Genomic DNA, 17835 nt, shown 5'->3' with positions numbered 1-17835 from the left:
CCGGAACTCCCGAATGAAATATATTACATATTTTTGTGGGATTCTTCCGCCCGACCTGCACTGTGGGGCTGTTGTGCCGGGCAATAAAGAAGGCGGGCCTTGGCCCGCCTAAATATTCGCTTATTTGTGAAGAGTTTAACGAAGCAGTTGCAGTATGTTTTGATCGCCTTGTGAGGCCATCGACAGTGCCGAAGTGCTCAGTGACTGGCGTGTCTGCAGCGCTAGCAAGTTTGCAGCTTCCTCGTTCATGTCAGCCAAGGTAAGGTTGGCCGCGCCGGTTTCGAGCGTGGTAATCATACTCTTGGTAAAGTCTTGCCGGTTTTGAACCGAGGAGAGGTTCGAACCGAAAGTGGATGACTGAGAGCGGAGATCGCTCAAGGCCGCTGATAGTTTGGTCAGGAAGGCGTCGATTTTTGCGTCGGTGTCGAGATCTTGCGCGTCCAGGCTGGCAATGCTCAGAGTTGCGGAGTTGAGGCTGCGCACATTGCCGTTTTGGTCTTTCGCTTGGATATCGATGGCCGAGCTACCGCTCTCGTTGAAGGTGATCTTCAACTTGTCACCGCGGAGTAGATTAATGCCGTTGAAGGACGAGTCGTCGGCCAGTTTATCAAGCTGATCTCGCAGTTCGTTAAACTGTTTAGACAGATTAGCACGAACCGAATTGCCTTCGATGTTTAGCGTTGTTGGGCCGTTCGCGCCTGAGATGTCGATTTCAAGCCGCTGCGTGGAAAGGTTCTCGATACGGAGCCGGCCATTGTCATTTGATGCTCGCACCTGAGATGCGTGATCGCGATTGATCAGCTCCACAAATTTGTCGACGGTCTTGATGGATGTGAGTTCGCTGCGTTCGGCCACACCGGTCGAGACCGCGTTGGCGCCGAATAGAGCGACTGCATCTTGGCCGGCTATTGCAAGCGTTTGTGCTTCTGCGTTCTTGGCTATAATCGACAGTTTGCCGACACTGTCGAATTGGGCTTCTACCCCGGTGATGCCGTCTTCGGCGAGTTGCTCATTTATGCTCTCGACCGTGGCGCTTTCCCATTGGCTGATGTCGTAGAGCGAAGGGGCTGTCGCGTCGTCACCTGTACCGCCGCGAATGCCGCCGATGCGTATATCCGCGGTTTTCGCACCATAGGAGACTGTGAAAATATTGGTCGCGGCAGCGACGGTTTGGTAGTGGGCACCAGCCTCCGGCGCCGTTGGTGTGCCATAGATTGGATCTGCCGCGTCAATTCCGGGGGTATTGGCGGGCGTGCCGACCATTGCTGCGTCGGTTTCGAAGGTAATTGTTCCTTCTTCGCCTGCGGTTTTGGCCGTGATGGTTACTGTAAAATCAGCCGCGACTTCAACGTCATAGTCCGCACCAATGCCGTCGTCCTCGTCAGCAAGCAATGCCTGTAGATCGGCCGGTGTGGTGGTCGTGAAGATTTCATAGTCTTCTCCATTGATCGTCAAAATTCGATCTGCCGGTAGGGTCGCCCCGACAGTCGCATCTTCACCGTCCACAGAATCTACTGCAATATTCCCGCCGACAATGCCCTGTGTCGCCAGATCGATATCGGTGGCGTCAATCGAGACTGGCGTTGTGGAGGCGTCTTCGTGACCTAGCGCCTCTGCGCTGGCGACATCGGTCGTGGTAAATGTGAACGCTTCGCCGTCGGTGCGAGAAAGGCTAATGCCGTCTTGCGTGCGGGAGACTGTGAAACCTAAGCCCTCAAGTTCAACTACAACTTGGTTGAACTCATCAAGTGTGTCGCCTAGTTCGATGTCTACGGCATTGCCTCCACCCACGCTGACGGATATTTCTTGGCCATCGAAATCTGCATAGGCAGTGTCAACAGCTGAGAAGTTTATGCCATCGGTGGGAGTATGTTGTGAGGGCTGCGTCGTCATCACTGCAACGGTCGGTGGGTCAATGTCACCTTCATTGGCCGCCGTAATTGTTACCACGAAGTCGCCGTCTACTGACGCTACCCAATCGTCGGAAAAGTCAGTTATGGCATTGATCGCATCTTCAACTTCGGAGGCGGACATATTCGCTTGAAGTACAACCTCGAAGTCGCCAATTTTGAGCTCTTGGTGGGTTCCGAGCGGCTCTGATGTTGCTCCCGAAAACTCGAGGCCGAATGAGAAGACGAGCGCAACGCCCGTGTCAGGGGGGGCAGGGTCTACGCCTGGAGTAACAACGGTCGGTGTCTTCACTATCACGTCAGTGTCACCGGCACTGACACTGACTGGATCCCCTTCAGGGGTGACGTCGATGCCGAGAGCGTCTGCTGCGTCGCCGGTGCCGTTGAAGACGTTAATACTAAAGCTTTCGCCTGTAGCTCGTGAAATAGTTAGGCCGTCCGTACCGAATGCAGCGGTGTAGCCATCAGATTGGAGTTCAGCGAGGAATGCGTCGACGTCAGCGCTTGTAACTGATGCGCCGAACTCATATTCCGTATTGGCTTGAGAACCTGTCGCGAGAACAATGCGGGCGCCTGCCAATTCAGCATAATGATTTCGTAGATCTTCACCATCTGCCGCTGCATTCATTTCTGATGGATCACGAATACCGATCGCGTCAGATGTGACGATAGGTGCCGCAGCAGCTCCGGGTTCCAAGGCACTGATGGTGACATTAAAGTCGTCATCAACCGCGATGCTGTACAAGGCGCCAAGCGTCGAGCCGCCGACAATATGATCCCGTAGCGTTGCCTCCACGTCAGTGGACGTGGCATCGGCAGCAAGCTCGATCTCTTCTTCGCTGGTACCGATGTCGATGGTGAGGGTTTGTCCAGAGGTCAGCTCGCCAGCACTGTTCGTGAGTTGGAATGTGGTCTGGGCGGTCGAGGCTGGTTGGTAGTCACTGTTGAGACGGAACGTTAGGTTTGCGGGACTTTCCTCGACGCCTGGATTGGAGGGGGTGACACCCGTTATGGTCGGTGGGTTTGCGCCATGAGTTAGGGCGGTCAGCGTGATTTGCTTGGTGTCTTCGTCGACATCGACGCTGTAACCGCCTTCAACGCTAGCGCTACGGAGATTTTCGACAAATTGCGAGAACGAGCCGCCTGTCGTGATGGTTTGTCCGCCCGCTTCGATAGCCCTTTGAAACGTCAGAATAATTGAAACTGGTGCTGCCTTTGATGGCTTGGGTGACGCCTGTTTCAGGATTGTTATCTGGGTCGAGGTTGATTGTCGCTGCGGGGTCTTTGGCTCTCACGGTCTCGATGATGATCTTGCCATCAAAGGGCGTGCTCGCGGCTCCGATCGACACCGTATATTCGTCCTGAGTATCCTCGTGACCGTCGAGTGCGAGCCGGATGTTTTCAGCCACACTTTCAGCATCGGGTGTCGCGCCAGTTACGGTGACACTCTGTCCGGCAACTGAGAAGGTGTCGCCAGTCTTGAAGCCAGCGTCCGCACTGATGATGGCGCGCGCGCCTGTGCCAGCACGTGCGTCGGATGCAATTACGGGACCGCGATAGGAGGTCGCGGCTATCGTCTGGACAGTGGTTTTTTGCCCGTCAACCGTGGCAGTCGCTAGGCTAAGCTCGCTGACTGTGTCGCCGAGCTGTCCTCCTTTTAAGCGCAATACGGATGCGTCGGTTACATCGAAGGACTGCGTCTGGAACGATTTATCCTGGCGGGCCTGCCGCAGGGTCGACTGCATGGACTCCAAATTCTTGGTCAGAGCAGTCAAGCCATTGTTAGCGGCCTCGATCACTTTGATGCCGGAGGCCATAGAGTCGAGAAGATTGCTCATATCAGCCGCGCGGCTATTCAGCGCTGAGGCCGTGAAGAAGTTGGACGGGTTGTCCAGAGCGGAATTGACCTTGTTGCCTGTCGCCAGGCGCTGTTGGGTCTTCTCCATCAGTTGAGCGGTATTTTGGAGGGAAAGCAGATTCGTGCGAACGGCTTTTGATAAAGAAATGTCACTCATGATCAGGCCCCTTTCTAGGGTACGCTTGAGATACCTCTTCCTGAGGTGCGCTCATGCTGATCTTGAGGGGCGTAAACTGGGCTTAAGAGCCGACTACGGTGTTCCGCTTACACCGCGGTCACAAATCAAATCAAATTTCAGATAAAACGTTGTCGGCATATCGAGTTAAACGAGAATGTCTCTTAAGCGCATTTGTGGTGCATCGGGAGACGAGGGGGCGCTGGACTGTTCGTATTTCCGCCGTTCGCCCGTCATTCTCTGCGCGAGCAATGATGTGGTGAAACCAGCTTCTCCATCGAGAAGAGGTCGGCCTAGCATCTGGCCCACAGGAGTTGACTGCGGAGGATTGTGCCTTAGTCCCGTACTTTCCGTGCGTGGACCGGCGTATCGACTACTGCTCGCCGCCTGATGTTCAATCAAGCGCTGCCGCTGATCTGGATTGGTTGTCGTGCCCGTAGAGCCGCGAACGACAATGGTCGAGGCCATCGTGATCTCCAATGCTGCCTACTGCACCAGAAACGTATGGCTAGGTCATTGGTTGCAAAACCTATTTGCAACCAATGTATGGGAGGCGGCTCGACGCTAGAGTGCGCGGTTGACGGCGATGCCGCGCGCAGCGCTTTCTGGATCGAGTGTGATGGTTCCGCTCATGTCATAGGTCCGGGTACGTTCCTGCTGACCAACGGCTTTGGACACGTCGGTTAGCACATCTTCGGTGACGGATTTTGCGGTCGCGAGAACGCGCAAGTTCTCGGCCATTTGTGTGGCCAAGCTTTCGTGGCCATTTTGCAAACGACGCAATGCATCTGGCGCTTCAGCAACGATACGGGCGTTCTGGCGCTGGATAGCGCGCGCAAAGCCAACGTAGTCCTGCGCGAGGGCAGTCTTCTCTGGCGTGAGCTGACCGGCTTCGCGCAAGTGACCGGCACGGAGCAGCGTGGTTTCTTTGTTCATCACGTCGACCAGTGACGACAGAGCGGCCTCGGCGCGTACGCAGAGATCGAGAGGATCTAGGCTGTCTAATTCTGCCAAACGGGACGCTGCGGTCATTTCTGGTAGGCTCCGATGCCGGAAACAATATTGATTGGGTTAGAATTGGCTTCTTGCTGGCTCAAAAGCTGCGCGACGATCTGATCAGCGAGACCAATTCCACCGTTTTGAGCGATGGCATTGGCGAACTCTTCTGCTTGCATGCCGCGCCAGGTATCTTCACCGAAGCTGCCGCCGCCCATGCCTTCGTCGCTTTGTACGGTTTCGAACATGGCTTTGGTCAGCTGGGTCAGGAAGACCCCTTCAAGCTCTTCGGCCTGCTGGCGGAAGGCTGCGTACTGAGGACTTTGCTTGAGCGTGGAGTTGGTAATCGCGTCCATTAGAGCACCTGAATTTCGGCTTGAAGTGCGCCAGTCGCTTTGATTGCCTGAAGGATGGCGATGAGATCTCGAGGGGCAATTCCAAGAGCGTTTAGGCCATCGACGAGTTCTTGCAGGGTCACGGACTGGTCCACCACTTGGAGCGCAGAGTCCGTTTGGGTGACCTGCAGATCGGTGTTGGGTTCAACAGCGGTTTGTCCATCTGAGAACGGGGCAGGCTGCACGACCTGAGGGTTTTCAGCGATAGTCACTGTCAAATTTGACTGTGCAACGGCTACGCTGGAGACGCGAACGTCCTTGCCGACAACAATGATGCCAGAGTTTTCGTCGATCACGATCTTTGCGGACTGGTCGGTCTGCACGATCAACTGCTCGATATCGGTCAGCAGGTCCACGATGTTGCCGTTGAAGCCCGGTGGCAGCGTTAGACGCACGGTTGATGGATCTTCAGGCACCGCAGTTGGCACGCCGATGAAGTCGTTGACCGCCAAGGCGATACGACGAGACGTGGTGAGGTCGGGGTTGCGGAGAGCCAAGCGTACAGAGTTTTGAGAGCCAAGATGGAAATCGATCTCACGCTCAATCAAACCACCAGAGGCGATACGGCCTGTGGTTGGTACGCCTGAGATAACACGGGCAGCGTCGCCAGTGGCTTCAAAGCCGTTGATCAACACCGGGCCCTGCGCGATGGCGTAGACTTCACCGTCGGCGCCAACGAGAGGGGTGACCAGCAGGGTGCCGCCTTGGAGGCTCCGCGAGTCGCCCATGGCAGCAACGCTGACGTCGATGCGCGTGCCCTGTGTGCCGAATGGCGGCAGATTGGCTGTGACCATGACCGCTGCTACGTTCGCAGTACGCACGTTCTCGCCCTGCGTATTCACGCCCATGCGTTCGAGCATCGATTGCAGAGACTGTTTGGTGAATGGGGAATTGTTGAGCCTGTCGCCGGTGCCATTGAGGCCGACAACGAGGCCATAACCCACGAGTTGGTTCTCGCGGATGCCTTCCATGTCGACAATGTCTTTAATGCGCGCAGGGGCGGCGGTTACGGGCGCAAGTGGGCTCAAGGCCAAGGCGGCGGTGAGTGTTGCGGCTATAATCGATCGGACCAGACGGTATTGCATTTCATTCCCCGAGGGTTGGCGCCGTGCAAGATCTGCGGAGCCAGTCGGAAAGGTAAATGCGAGAACCGTGCCAGTTTATGTTTTTGCCCTCTATCCATATGTTTCTAAAGAGTAAATGGATCGTGCTCGGGCGGTTTATTCGCCATTTGAGAAGGTGATAAGCAATTCTTGCCGAGCATATTAACCATTCGTTAACTGCTGTGGGCAGATTTTGCCGGTGTAGGTTTCGTCACGGTGAGTCATTCGCTTGCGCATCGAGGGTTCAAATAGGTCTGGGTCTGTGTCCAACCGCGGCGCTTTGTCGAAAGCGGGGGCGGGCGCTGTTTTTGCTCCGACCGGTCAGGGCGGTGTGGGACGGATTAAACAAGCGCCTCCTGCTTCTGCAGTGATGGGCATTGGTTCAATTCTGGCGCTGCAGGGCATTGGTGACGTCAATGAGGGCCGCCGTCGCGCAGTTAAACGTGGGGCTGCTTTGTTGGACCTACTTGAGGGTATGAAGGCAGACCTCTTGCTGGGTGATGTTTCACCGTCTCGTTTAGATGCCATGAGCCAACAACTCTCAACGTTGCGCGATAAGGTTGACCCAGATCTCGATGCTGTTCTGGATGAAATTGAGCTCAGAGTACTCGTTGAATTGGCAAAGTCTGGCCGTTTCCCGACACTTTAGTTCGGGTCGGGATGTTATATTTTCCCTGATTTTCTAATGGTTTTGCGGTGATCGGCATTGTCCTGTCGCCGGTCATCATGCTCGAATCTGCTTTGTATGCTTGCGGGGTTCGACTCAGCCGAATATATAGGCCGCCCATAAGAGCGCATTGGAGTTGAGTCTGCTGATGTCTTCGGTTGAACTTACGGACTATCGACCCAGCGAGGACGAGCCCTTCATGAACCCGCGCCAGCGGGAGTATTTTCGGGCGAAGTTGAACGCTTGGAAGGATGAAATTTTGCGCGAAAGCCGCGCAACGCTCGAGACCTTGCAGGGAGAGAGCCAGAACCATCCTGATATGGCCGATCGCGCCAGTTCAGAGAGCGATCGCTCGCTTGAACTGCGTACGCGTGATCGACAGCGTAAGCTGATCGCCAAGATCGACTCGGCGCTCAAGCGCATCGATGATGGCACTTATGGCTATTGCGAAGAGACTGGTGACCCTATCGGCATAGCGCGCTTGGACGCTCGTCCGACAGCGACCTTAAGCCTTGAAGCTCAAGAGCTGCACGAACGCCGCGAAAAGGTCTATCGCGACGAATAAAGATTTTTACAGAAGCCCGCATAGATGCGGGCTTTTTTGTTTCTGTCCGCCAAACTGCAAAAAGCGGAGCCGGGGCTCCGCTCTTGGGTCGTACTGATGGGGGGCTTAGAACCCGAAGACGGTGGTGATGCCCGATTGGCCATTGCCGTTCTGGAGGCACTGACCGTTGGTGGCACTGCCAAACTGGAATAGGCCGCAGCTATTGCCATAGCCGTTCTGGTGAATAGTGCCGTTATGGCCATTCCCTTCTTGCCAGATCAGGCCGTGATTGCCTGAGCCGTTCTGCGAGCCGCCTGCGGCATTGCCCGAGCCGTTCTGGTAGACATTTGCGCCGGTGCCGGACATCCCCTGAAACAGCGAGACGAGCTGGAGGCCGACGCCAAGCGCTTGAGCCTGGTCTGGGTCGGTTGGGGCGAAGCCAAACGAAATCTGACCTGCGGCCTGTGTTGGTGCGGCGCTCAGAGCCAGAATAGCGGCTGTTGCGGTGGCGGCGATGATCTTGGTGAAGGTCTTGGTCATTTTAGTCTCCTCAGTGTTTGCGTTCCCAGTGCTGGTGTTCCAGCTGATGAGACGAGATTAGCGAGGAGCAACTGAACGGCGCAGGAAGAGCTCGTTCAGACAGCGTTAATCATGTCGAATTTGAAATAAAAATACCCCGGACGAGGCCGGGGCATAAAAGCAATAGCGTTCAAACGATTAGCTTTGGTAGCTGATGGTGTTCGAGCAATCATAGGTCACGCCCTTGGCTGTGATAGTGAAGTCGATGTTCAGTTTGGCATCGGCACTGACCGTCACTTTGCTGATGGTGATTGTCTGTGCTTTGGGGGCAGTGAAGCCGCCGCCCTGGTTGATATTTGTCGAGCCCGACCCGCCTGATCCCTTCATCGACAGGCGATATTCGCCGCTGATGGTCTCGGGGCTAAAAACAACGGCTTCAAGCGATTTCATGCCGCGTTCTGTGCTGGCATGGATGCCGCAGCTGATGCCGGTGTTGACCGGTGGCTGGTTGGCAAAGGCGCTCGCGGCAACACAGCCAATGACGGCGAGGGTCGCGATGCGGATAACAGAGTGTGTCATTCTATCCTCCTCAAAAGCATGAGGGCCGGCAGCGCCGGCCCAATTCATTGGTTTATCGGTGTTATGGGCAAGCCTGCACAAAGGCGCTGACATTGTTCGAGCCATGCTGCACGACATTGGCATTGCAGCCATTGCCAACCTGCACGCCGGCGGCGACGTTGCCATTACCGTCCTGGGTGATGACGCTGGTGTGGTTGGTGCCGAACTGGCCGACGCCCGCCTGATTGTTCCAGCCCTGCTGAGAGATGTCGCCGTAGTTGTCGTAGCCGTCCTGACCAATAGCGGACACATTGTTACCGCCGTTCTGCGAGCTAACTGCCTCGTTCCAGGCGCCGTTCTGATAGCCTGCGAAGAAGTTGTTCCAGCCAGTCTGACCGCCGCCAACGGCATTGCCGTAGCCGTACTGTGAGATCGAGATGCCATTTGCCATGGCGGGAGCTGCTGCGGTTGCGAGTGTCGCTGCGGCGATGGTGGTGGTGATGAAAGTGCGGATCATTTTAGGTCTCCTCGTTTTGCGACCCCTCCGGTCGCGTTGTTGATGGGACCTTTTTACGAGGGCGATTTGGAACGGCCGCTGAAGCGCAAATTCAGAAATCATTCACCCAAGAAAAAAGTCGGCGAGGGTTTCGCCGACTTCTGACTCTGATATTCTCGCGCGGGCAGGGAGTTAGCCTGCGTAGCGGCTCTTTAGGTGTGATCTGAAATAATCTGCATTGAGTTTTTCTCCGGTCGCCTTGGTGATCAAGTGAGGCGTCGAATAGCGCGAGGCTTGGCTCCAAATCTTGTCCGCACGCCATTGATTGATCGCCGAGAAGTCGCCTCTGGCAATGTCGGCGCTCATATTGGGCAGATCCTTGCGCATAGCGCTGGCCAGTTGCGCGGCTGTCATGGCGCCCAGCGTATAACTCGGGAAATAGCCAAAGCCACCGCTCGGCCAGTGAACGTCCTGCATCGGTCCGTCCTTGGGGTTGTCGATGGTCGAGAGGCCTAAGTAGTCCTGCATCTTGGCGTCCCAAGCCTCGGGGATATCTTTCACCTGCAGCGTGCCTGCAATCAGCTCCTTTTCGAGCTCGTAGCGGAGAATGACGTGCAGTGGATAGGTCACCTCGTCGGCGTCTACGCGGATATAGCCACGCTCCACGAAATTCACTTCGGTCAGAACATCGTCAATGTCCCAACCCGGCAGCGCGTCTGCGCCGATGTGTTGAGTGACGAGTGGCATGGCGAATTGCCAGAACTCAGGGCTGCGGGCGAGCTGCATCTCCACGAATAGGCTCTGGCTTTCGTGGATTCCCATGCCGCGCGCCTTGCCAAGGGACCAATGCGACCAGTTCTTCGGTAGGCCTTGCTCGTAAAGCGCGTGGCCGGTTTCGTGTAGAACGCCCATGAGTGAAGTTAGGAATTCGTCGGTACGGTAGCGCGTGGTCATGCGGACGTCGGTCGGTACGCCGCCACAGAAGGGGTGATGCGAAACGGCAAGTGAGCCGTGATTAAAGTCAAAGCCGACCGCCTGCGTGGCGGCAAGGCCTAACTCGCGCTGTTTCTCGATTGAGTATGGAGCGTTGAGCGCCTTGCGTGGTCGCTTGGCGAGGCGGGCCTCCTGGGCGTCAAGAGCGGTGGGAATGAAGGCTTTGAGGAAGCTTTTGAGATCGGCAAATACAGCGTCGATATCTGCGGCGCGATTGCCCGGGTCGTATTTGTCCATCAGCGCATCATATGGCGCTAGCCCGGTTGCTTCCGAGCGGAGCGCAGCTTCCTCGCGGGCAATGTCGACCACGCCCTGCAGTGCAGGTTCAAACCCCTTCCAGTCGCCCTTAGCGCGCAGCTCGCGCCAAAGCTGTTCAGAGCGCATGCTGGCGCTTGAGGAGCGTTCAACGAATTCGGTCGGCAGGCAGGTTGCCTTTACATAGTCGCGCTCAAACTCTTCTACGGCGAGCCGCTGGTCGGCAGAGAGGTCCTCGGCCTTGGCGGTTTCGATCCAGTCGCGGATATGTGGGGCAGTGGCTTGGGCGTGGTGCATGCCCGCAAGGGTCGAGACGGCATCAGCGCGCTTCTCGCCGCCGCCAACGGCCATATGGGTTGCCTCATCGGCGCCCAGAATGGAGAGGGCGTGTTCAAGCGCTTCGAGCTTGCGGCCGAGATCGTCAAGTTTGGCAAAGGTCATGAAAAGCTCCAGTGTTGGCCAAGCATTTTCATATGCTGAGGCTGGCATCAAGAGCGGGGGCGCTGGGCTAAAAAGAAAAGGCGCAGCCGGGGAAGCTGCGCCTTGGGATGTCCAAACTTACAGATTGGACTGGCCTGACATGCGGCAGGCCGGGGATTGACAGTGTCCGGGGAGGACACTGTCGGGGATGGACTAGAACGGCAGGATGGCGTCGAGGACCTGCTGGCCATAACGAGACTGCTGGACATCTGTGATCTGTCCGCGGCCGCCGTAGGAAATGCGGGCTTCAGCGATCTTGGTCGATGGGATCGTGTTATTGGCCTGAATGTCGGATGGGCGAACGATACCGGCGACGATGAGATCGCGGACCTCAAAGTTGACGCGGACTTCTTGACGGCCTTCGATCACCAGATTGCCGTTTGGCAGAACCTGCGTGACGACAGCTGCGACCGAGGTCGTCAGCGTTTCCTTACGGTTGACTGAGCCCGAACCGGTGTCGCGCAGGCCTGAGTTGAAGTCGACAGCGTTTTCCGCATCGATCGGGACGGTGCCGCTGGCGAAGGCAGTGTTCACTGCGGAGCCAAGAATACCGCCCATGCCTGCGCTATTGCTCGAGTTGCGAGCGCGCTGTGTCTGGTTGTTGAATTGGGCGTTGTCGTTGATCGTCACTTGTACGGTAAGAATATCGCCGACGCGGTGGGCACGTTCGTCCTTAAAAAAGCCCTTGGCCGAAGTGCGGTAGAGAGAGTTCGGCTGATAGGTGTCAGCGAGCGGCTCAGGCATTGGCATGCGCACTGGCTGGTAGCCCGCGGTCGTTGTTGGATCGGCGATTTGCGTGAGCGCTGGGGCTTGGCCAACCTGCGCGAGCCTATCGGTGGTGGTGCATGCGGCAAGGGATGCTGCGAGGGCAACGAAAGTGATGGTCTTGGTGAAGTTCATTTTCATCTATCCCGAATTAGAGGCCGGCAATATTCATTGGTGCTGTGGATACGGCCACGGCCCCGGGGGAGATTGCGGTGGCGCTGATGATGCGCCTAGAAGCTAGATTAAGGACTTGTACTGCCTCGCCTTGCGCAGCGCTGGTGATGGCTTGACCTTTTACGGTCAAAGTCATTGGGCCCTGGTTGAAGACGATCGTAACGAGGTCGTTCTTGGCGATTGTCAGCGGCACGCTGACATCAGTTGCACGCAGCAGCATACCGTCGCGGCTTGGACGATTGAGCGCCTTGCCGATAAGCTGATCATAGTGGGGAATGCCCTGAGCATCGGCCTGTTTGACAGAAATCGGGCGCATAGAAATATGCTCTGGTGCCAGAACGGCGCCTGCGGGGAGAGCCGCGACCAGGTGCGGTGCCTCGATCAACAGGTCCAGCGTGCCGGACAAGGTGAATGCGCTGCCGACGCCATCGATGACATAGCGGGCCGTGAAACTGTTGCTGCCTGGCAAGTAGCGGAGGGCATCCAGCTTGGCTGGCTGAAAGCTATCGGCAGCTTTAATTGGCTCAAAACCGTCGTTGAAATGGGCCTGCACCTGCATTTGGCCGGTGACGACACCCTTCTGACGTAGGTCAGCTTCAATCAGCTCCGTGAGCATCGCCTGGTCGACAAGAGTATAAGACCTTGAGACCCGCACCTGCTCCAGCCCATTGGTATCAAACACGGGAACGCCGATACGCTTGGCGGCTTGACGAACGGTGTTTACGTCGACGTCGCCAGTCGTTCCTGGGTTGGGCGCACGGAACAGCGCTTTTTCTGCGTCTGCCCCGGCGTTGTCGAACATATCGCCGAAGGTCACGATGGCGCTCGATATCGTAACGTCGGACTTCATAAGCGGCATCGCAAAGGCGCAGCTGCATGAGAGCGCGACACTCAATGCCAAGGTAACAGAGCGAAGTGCGGACATTCCCGTGATCCTCATTAGGTGAGCTGGCTAGTCGCTTGCATCATTTCGTCAGCGCCAGAAATGACGCGGGCGTTCATTTCGTATGCGCGCTGCGCTGCGATTAGATCGGAAATTTCGGTCACCGAGTTGACGTTTGCCATTTCCAAATAGGCCTGCATCAAGTCGCCGTACCCATCGACGTTCGGAACGCTGATCTGCGCTTCGCCGCTGGCCGCGGTTTCGAGGAACAGGTTGTCGCCCATCGATTCAAGGCCAGACTTGTTCACAAAGCGAGCAAGCTGAAGCTGGCCGAGTTGGGTTGGAAGGCCGTCTGTACCGATAAAGGCTTCGATCGTGCCGTCTGGCGAAATCGAAACGCTACGAGCGTTGGCTGGGATGTTGATGCCCGGCTGAACGAGGTAGCCATTGGAGGTTACGAGATTGCCTTCAGCATCGCGTTCGAACGAGCCGTCGCGGCTGTATGCGGTGCGGCCATCTGGCAGGGCGATCTGGAAGAAACCTTCGCCGCGGACAGCGACGTCGAGTTCACGCTCAGTCGGGTTGACCGAACCCTGGCTCATCACGCGTGGGGTCGCCACGGTGCGAACGCCCGAACCGATTTCGAGGCCTGCCGGGATCATGTTGCCCTGGCTTGAGGTCTGCGAGCCGGCGCGGCTGATTTGTTGGTAGAGCAGGTCCTGGAATTCTGCCCGCTGGCGCTTGTAGCCAGTGGTGCGCATGTTCGCGATGTTGTTTGAGATGACTTCGACGTTGCGCTCCTGAGCGCCCATGCCGGTCGATGCGATATATAGTGCTTTCATGGCAGGCTCTCCGAATTATGCTTGTGCGCTTCCGAGACGCTGGATGGCGTCACGGCGCATGTCGTCGTGTTTTTTGGTAAGGCTTGAGATGCTCTCGTAAGAGCGCGTGATGCGGATCATGTCGGCCATCTCAGAGATGCCTGAGACGTTGGAGCGTTCGAGGTAGCCCTGCATAGCAACGGTGGTCGTTGCTTCGAGTGGGGTGCCGCCAGCGAACAGATTGTCGCCCGAGCGTACGAGCTCTTCGGTGTTTGCGAACTCAACGATGCGCAGCTGACCCTTAATACCGGCGCTGGACGATACGGTGCCGTCTTGGCTGATGGTGATACCGATTTCTTCAGGGCCAAACTGGAACTGGCCGCCAACGCCCATGACTGGATTGCCCGACAGGTCAACCAGGACGCCAGTGTTGCTCAACTGGAATGACCCTGCGCGGGTGTATCGTTCACCTGCAGGCGTTTCGACAGCAAAGAAGCCTTCGCCATTCAGCGAGACGTCTAGCTCGTTGCCGGTGTTCATGAATGCGCCAGCGCTCATATCATGAACTGTGGCCCAATCCTGAACATAAGAGAGTGGCTGATCGAGTGTGGGGAAGTCGTTGTGGCGCGCAACTGGCATAAGGTATTCTTCGAAGAGAATATTCTCTCCCTTGAACCCTGTGGTGTTGATGTTGGCCATGTTGTTGGCCATCACATCCATGCGGCGCTGCAGTGCGATTTGCCTGGAGAGGCTAATCAGTTGTGCGTTTTCAATCATTTAGATCCCCGTTAGTCCCGAGGCCTCACTTCCCCAAGCGGGGCCTCGCCGTTAACCTTGCAGAAACCATGCCAACTGATTGCCGCTAGCGTTTCCAAGGGTTTGGTGACTAACGTGTGTGAAAATCTTGCCGCTAAAGAACTATCACCTAGGTAAAACTTACCCGGCAAAAAATGCCGACTTAGAGGTTTGTTAAGGTTTCGTTAACCATCTGGGCATTAGCTGAGAGGGCATCCGGAATCGTCTTGTGATGCAGACTTTTGGTAGGGCAAAACTATGGCTGCGGAAGCTGAAATTGGTACAGACGTGCCTGTAAAGAAGCGCCCCCCGAAACTCTTGATTATTATCGCTGCGGCGATTTTGGCTCTGCTGCTTGGCGGTGGTGGCCTCTACTTCTTCCTGAGTGGCTCAAATGGCTCAGCTCAGGGTGAGGCGCCCGTAGTTGCACGAGACACCTTCATTTTTAACCTGCCACCGATGACCGTGAATTTGAATTCTGCGGGAAGTGGTCCGGCCTATATGAAGCTGTCGATCGCGCTTGAAGTAGCCAATGAAGAAATGATGACGCAGATTCAGCCGCGCCTCGCGAAGGTTGTCGATGCGTTCCAAGTCTATCTGCGCGAGCTGCGTAAAAGCGATCTAGAGGGCTCGGCGGGTATTTATCGTCTCAAGGAAGAGCTGTTGCGTCGCGTTAATCTGGCCATCTATCCGGCCGAAGTTGAGAGCATTCTCTTCAAAGAAATTCTGGTGCAGTAATGGCTGGTCCGGGCGACGACGATAAACTCAACGACGAATGGGGCCTTGATGACCTGGACAGTCTGTCCACGCCACCACCGCCGCCTTCTGACGAAGATATGACTGAAGAGCAGCGCGCTGCGGCCGCTGCCGCTGAATGGGCAGCAATGCTAGAAGCTGCGGCTGGTGAGCCAGACGGTGGGGTTGATCGCGTTCTTAATCAGGACGAAATTGACAGTCTTCTCGGCTTTGATGCGAGTGCGGGCAGTGATGTTGAACTGACAGGCGTTCAGGCGCTTATCAATTCGGCTCTGGTCTCCTACGAGCGCCTGCCGATGCTGGAAATCGTCTTCGATCGCCTTGTGCGCTTGTCGACGACATCGCTGCGTAACTTCACGTCTGACAACGTTGAAGTGACCATGGACTCCATCTCGTCCGTGCGCTTCGGCGACTATCTGAACTCCATTCCGCTGCCGGCCATTTTGTCGGTCATCAAAGCGGAAGAGTGGGAAAATTATGGCCTGCTAACGGTCGACTCCAACCTCATCTATTCGATGATTGATGTGTTGTTGGGCGGGCGTCGTGTAGGTGGCAATATCCGTGTTGAGGGGCGGCCTTATACAACGATCGAACTGGCGTTGGCGCGCCGGATGATCGAGGTCATTCTTGAAGATACGCATCGCGCTTTTGAGCCGGTAACGCAGGTGAATTTTAAGCTTGAGCGCATGGAGACCAATCCGCGCTTTGCTGCGATTTCCCGTCCGGCAAATGCGGCCATTCTGATCGAACTTCGTATCGAGATGGATGATCGCGGCGGCAAGGTTGAAATCCTGCTGCCATACGCGACCATCGAGCCTATCCGTGATCAGCTGTTGCAGATGTTCATGGGTGAAAAATTCGGCCGCGATCCGATCTGGGAAGGTCACCTCGCGTCAGAGATTTATCAGGCCGATGTTGAAGTGGAGGCGGTGCTGCATGAGCAGAGACTACCGCTTGCCAAGGTTCTCAACATCAAGCCTGGCCATACATTGATGTTTGACCGCACGCCGAGCGACCCGATCCGGTTGCGTTGTGGTGATGTCGAACTCACCGAAGCCATCATGGGGCATATCGGTAACCAAGTATCGGTGCGCGTCGCGCGCCCGTTAAATCCGCCAAAGGTCACCATGGCCGCCTTTGAAGCTATTGATGAGAAGATGGAGCAGCGCTGATGTTCGGCCTACCACTGGGTGTGATCGTTGAAGGGTCTGTCGCTGTACTTTTGCTGCTGACGATCGGTTACTGTGTCGTTCTGAACCAGCGCCTGAAGCGTTTGCATCAGGATCGTGACGCGCTTCGTCAAATGGTTGCAGATCTTGTTGCTGCGACCAATCTCGCCAATCAGGCAATTAAAGAGCTGAAGGGTACTGCGGTTGAGGCTGACAACCAGCTTTCCTCGCGTCTGCAGGAAGCTGAGCGTTTTGGCATCGAACTGGCGAACCACGTTAATGCCGGTAATGTTCTCATGGAGCGCATTGCCCGTATCACAAGTGTTGCTCGCAATGCTCAGGCTGAAGAGCCTTCTGTGCAGGTTGAGCAGCCCGTGGCCAACAAGGTGCAGTCGGCACTTGATCAACTGCAGGCTCGCGTTCGTAACCGTGGAGTCGCTGCGTGACTAAAATCCGCCTTCTCCCAGTTGTTATTGTTTCAATCTCGGCGCTTCTGGTCTTCAAGACTATTGGGCTTGTAAGCTCAGGCGGCTACGTCTTGACTGGAGTGTCGGGGGTGGCTGCAGCTGATGGTGAAGGTGCGTCTACCGCGCTTGGAACAACCTTGGCCGATCAGACTGTTACCCTCTCTGATCAGCCGACGATTGACGATATGTCACCGACGCTCGCTGACGGTGCTCCAACTATGGTTCCGTCGGGCACTCCTACCGGCGAAGCTGCGGTTACCGATCTTACCTTGTCGAACCCAGTCGCCTTGGATAACGCATGTGCTCCAGTTCCGGCAGATGGGTCCGAAGACGCGGCTCCTGGTGCTTTGCTAGTGATTTCGGCAGATTGCCCGCCAATGCTTGATGCAAAGGCGCAGTTGTTAACGCCAACTGGTGCAGTGCCGCTGGTTGATGGTGGTGTGCAGAGCACCGAAGGCGTGATCACTGAGCGTTTGACCGAGCGTCGCACCGAGCTCCAGACTTATGAGCAAGAGCTCGCTATGCGTGCGGCACTTGTTGAAGCAGCTGAAAAGCGCATTGAAGAGCGTCAGCAGACCTTGCAGTCCATCGAGACCCAAATCTCGTCCTTGGTGGAAGAGCGCAAGGCTATGGAAGAAGGTCAGTTCGGCGCCCTTGTCGCGATGTACGGCACCATGAAGCCGAAGGACGCTGCGGCAATCTTTGATGAGCTGGATATGGAAGTCCTGTTCCGAGTGGCGAAGATGATGACGCCGCGTAAGATGGCTCCCATTATGGCGGCGATGACGACTGCGCGTGCCCAAGAGCTGACCGTGCGCATGGCGACGGATACCACTGAGCCTGCAGAACAGATGTCTGTCGACGATCTGGCTGCTTTACCACAGATTGTTGGTCAATAGCGGTGAATGGCTTAGGCTGCTGTTAAGTAGCGCTAGGTAGATATAACAGGCCCGTCGTGTATGCGGCGGGTCAGTTATGGAAAGCCTCGCGTTCATGAGGTGCCTGGCAGTAGCCTTGTTCATGAACGCGTTTTGGCGTCGGACGGGCAGAAGGCCG

At 56.2% G+C, this 17835-nt stretch carries 19 protein-coding genes; 6 read left to right on the top strand and 13 right to left on the bottom strand.

Annotation, left to right across the window (positions count from 1 at the left end):
- Positions 1-135 precede the first annotated feature (135 nt).
- From H4N61_RS11350 to H4N61_RS11330, 5 genes are all read right to left on the bottom strand, one after another.
- A complete protein-coding gene (locus H4N61_RS11350) occupies positions 136-2655 on the bottom strand; it encodes a flagellin (protein ID WP_182394053.1) in 2520 nt (839 codons plus the stop codon).
- A gap of 361 nt (positions 2656-3016) precedes the next feature.
- Entirely contained in the window at positions 3017-3925 is a 909-nt protein-coding gene (locus H4N61_RS11345; protein WP_182394052.1) for a hypothetical protein, read from the bottom strand.
- A gap of 582 nt (positions 3926-4507) precedes the next feature.
- Positions 4508-4975: a hypothetical protein gene (locus tag H4N61_RS11340; protein WP_182394051.1), complete on the bottom strand. Its 468-nt coding sequence runs from the start codon at positions 4973-4975 to the stop codon at positions 4508-4510.
- Positions 4972-5295, bottom strand: coding sequence for a rod-binding protein (locus H4N61_RS11335; RefSeq protein WP_169195233.1), 324 nt, complete (start codon positions 5293-5295; stop codon positions 4972-4974). Before H4N61_RS11335 ends, H4N61_RS11340 begins: the two co-directional genes overlap by 4 nt.
- Positions 5295-6419 carry a flagellar basal body P-ring protein FlgI gene (locus tag H4N61_RS11330; protein WP_169195234.1) on the bottom strand — a complete coding sequence of 375 codons (1125 nt, stop codon included), beginning with the start codon at positions 6417-6419 and terminating at the stop codon, positions 5295-5297. Before H4N61_RS11330 ends, H4N61_RS11335 begins: the two co-directional genes overlap by 1 nt.
- Positions 6420-6666: 247 nt before the next feature.
- Here H4N61_RS11330 and H4N61_RS11325 point away from each other — a divergent pair, with 247 nt between their 5' ends.
- Complete coding sequence (locus tag H4N61_RS11325) at positions 6667-7086, top strand: flagellar assembly protein FliX (protein WP_282567596.1); 420 nt, start codon at positions 6667-6669, stop codon at positions 7084-7086.
- Between the two features lie 166 nt (positions 7087-7252).
- Complete coding sequence (dksA, locus tag H4N61_RS11320; RefSeq protein WP_182394049.1) at positions 7253-7669, top strand: RNA polymerase-binding protein DksA; 417 nt, start codon at positions 7253-7255, stop codon at positions 7667-7669.
- 105 nt (positions 7670-7774) lie between these two features.
- On the opposite strand, the gene H4N61_RS11315 is transcribed toward dksA, so the two are convergent.
- The 8 genes from H4N61_RS11315 to flgF all read right to left on the bottom strand — a co-directional run bounded on the left by H4N61_RS11315 (position 7775) and on the right by flgF (position 14369).
- A complete protein-coding gene (locus tag H4N61_RS11315) occupies positions 7775-8188 on the bottom strand; it encodes a curlin (protein ID WP_182394048.1) in 414 nt (137 codons plus the stop codon).
- Positions 8189-8365: 177 nt separating this feature from the next.
- On the bottom strand, positions 8366-8746 hold the full coding sequence (gene csgH, locus H4N61_RS11310) for a curli-like amyloid fiber formation chaperone CsgH (RefSeq protein WP_169195238.1): 381 nt from the start codon (positions 8744-8746) through the stop codon (positions 8366-8368).
- Between the two features lie 61 nt (positions 8747-8807).
- Positions 8808-9242, bottom strand: coding sequence for a curlin (locus H4N61_RS11305; RefSeq protein ID WP_182394047.1), 435 nt, complete (start codon positions 9240-9242; stop codon positions 8808-8810).
- A 171-nt stretch (positions 9243-9413) separates the two neighbouring features.
- Positions 9414-10910, bottom strand: coding sequence for a carboxypeptidase M32 (locus H4N61_RS11300; RefSeq protein ID WP_182394046.1), 1497 nt, complete (start codon positions 10908-10910; stop codon positions 9414-9416).
- Positions 10911-11102: 192 nt separating this feature from the next.
- On the bottom strand, positions 11103-11849 hold the full coding sequence (gene flgH / locus H4N61_RS11295; protein WP_182394045.1) for a flagellar basal body L-ring protein FlgH: 747 nt from the start codon (positions 11847-11849) through the stop codon (positions 11103-11105).
- Between the two features lie 16 nt (positions 11850-11865).
- Positions 11866-12813, bottom strand: a complete 948-nt coding sequence (flgA, locus tag H4N61_RS11290) for a flagellar basal body P-ring formation chaperone FlgA (RefSeq protein ID WP_182394044.1) — start codon at positions 12811-12813, stop codon at positions 11866-11868.
- A 14-nt stretch (positions 12814-12827) separates the two neighbouring features.
- Positions 12828-13613, bottom strand: coding sequence for a flagellar basal-body rod protein FlgG (flgG, locus tag H4N61_RS11285; protein WP_169195243.1), 786 nt, complete (start codon positions 13611-13613; stop codon positions 12828-12830).
- 15 nt (positions 13614-13628) lie between these two features.
- Positions 13629-14369: a flagellar basal-body rod protein FlgF gene (gene flgF, locus H4N61_RS11280; RefSeq protein WP_182394043.1), complete on the bottom strand. Its 741-nt coding sequence runs from the start codon at positions 14367-14369 to the stop codon at positions 13629-13631.
- A 276-nt stretch (positions 14370-14645) separates the two neighbouring features.
- Between flgF and H4N61_RS11275 the strand changes: the two genes are divergently transcribed.
- From H4N61_RS11275 to H4N61_RS11260, 4 genes are all read left to right on the top strand, one after another.
- Entirely contained in the window at positions 14646-15125 is a 480-nt protein-coding gene (locus tag H4N61_RS11275; protein ID WP_182394042.1) for a flagellar basal body-associated FliL family protein, read from the top strand.
- A 146-nt stretch (positions 15126-15271) separates the two neighbouring features.
- Positions 15272-16315, top strand: a complete 1044-nt coding sequence (gene fliM, locus H4N61_RS11270) for a flagellar motor switch protein FliM (protein WP_248305977.1) — start codon at positions 15272-15274, stop codon at positions 16313-16315.
- The gene (locus H4N61_RS11265) at positions 16315-16758 is read left to right on the top strand and encodes a DUF6468 domain-containing protein (RefSeq protein ID WP_169195246.1); all 444 of its coding nucleotides are present in this window, start codon (positions 16315-16317) and stop codon (positions 16756-16758) included. The genes fliM and H4N61_RS11265 overlap by 1 nt, the downstream gene beginning before the upstream one ends.
- Positions 16755-17678 (top strand): hypothetical protein, encoded by a 924-nt coding sequence (locus H4N61_RS11260; RefSeq protein ID WP_182394041.1) that lies wholly within the window; start codon positions 16755-16757, stop codon positions 17676-17678. The genes H4N61_RS11265 and H4N61_RS11260 overlap by 4 nt, the downstream gene beginning before the upstream one ends.
- Positions 17679-17835 lie beyond the last annotated feature (157 nt).

Origin of the sequence: Devosia sp. MC521, assembly GCF_014127105.1 — a bacterium.
Classification (GTDB): domain Bacteria; phylum Pseudomonadota; class Alphaproteobacteria; order Rhizobiales; family Devosiaceae; genus Devosia.
The sequence above is the reverse complement of the archived record's forward strand: the minus strand, read 5'-3'. Positions and strand labels throughout refer to the sequence as shown.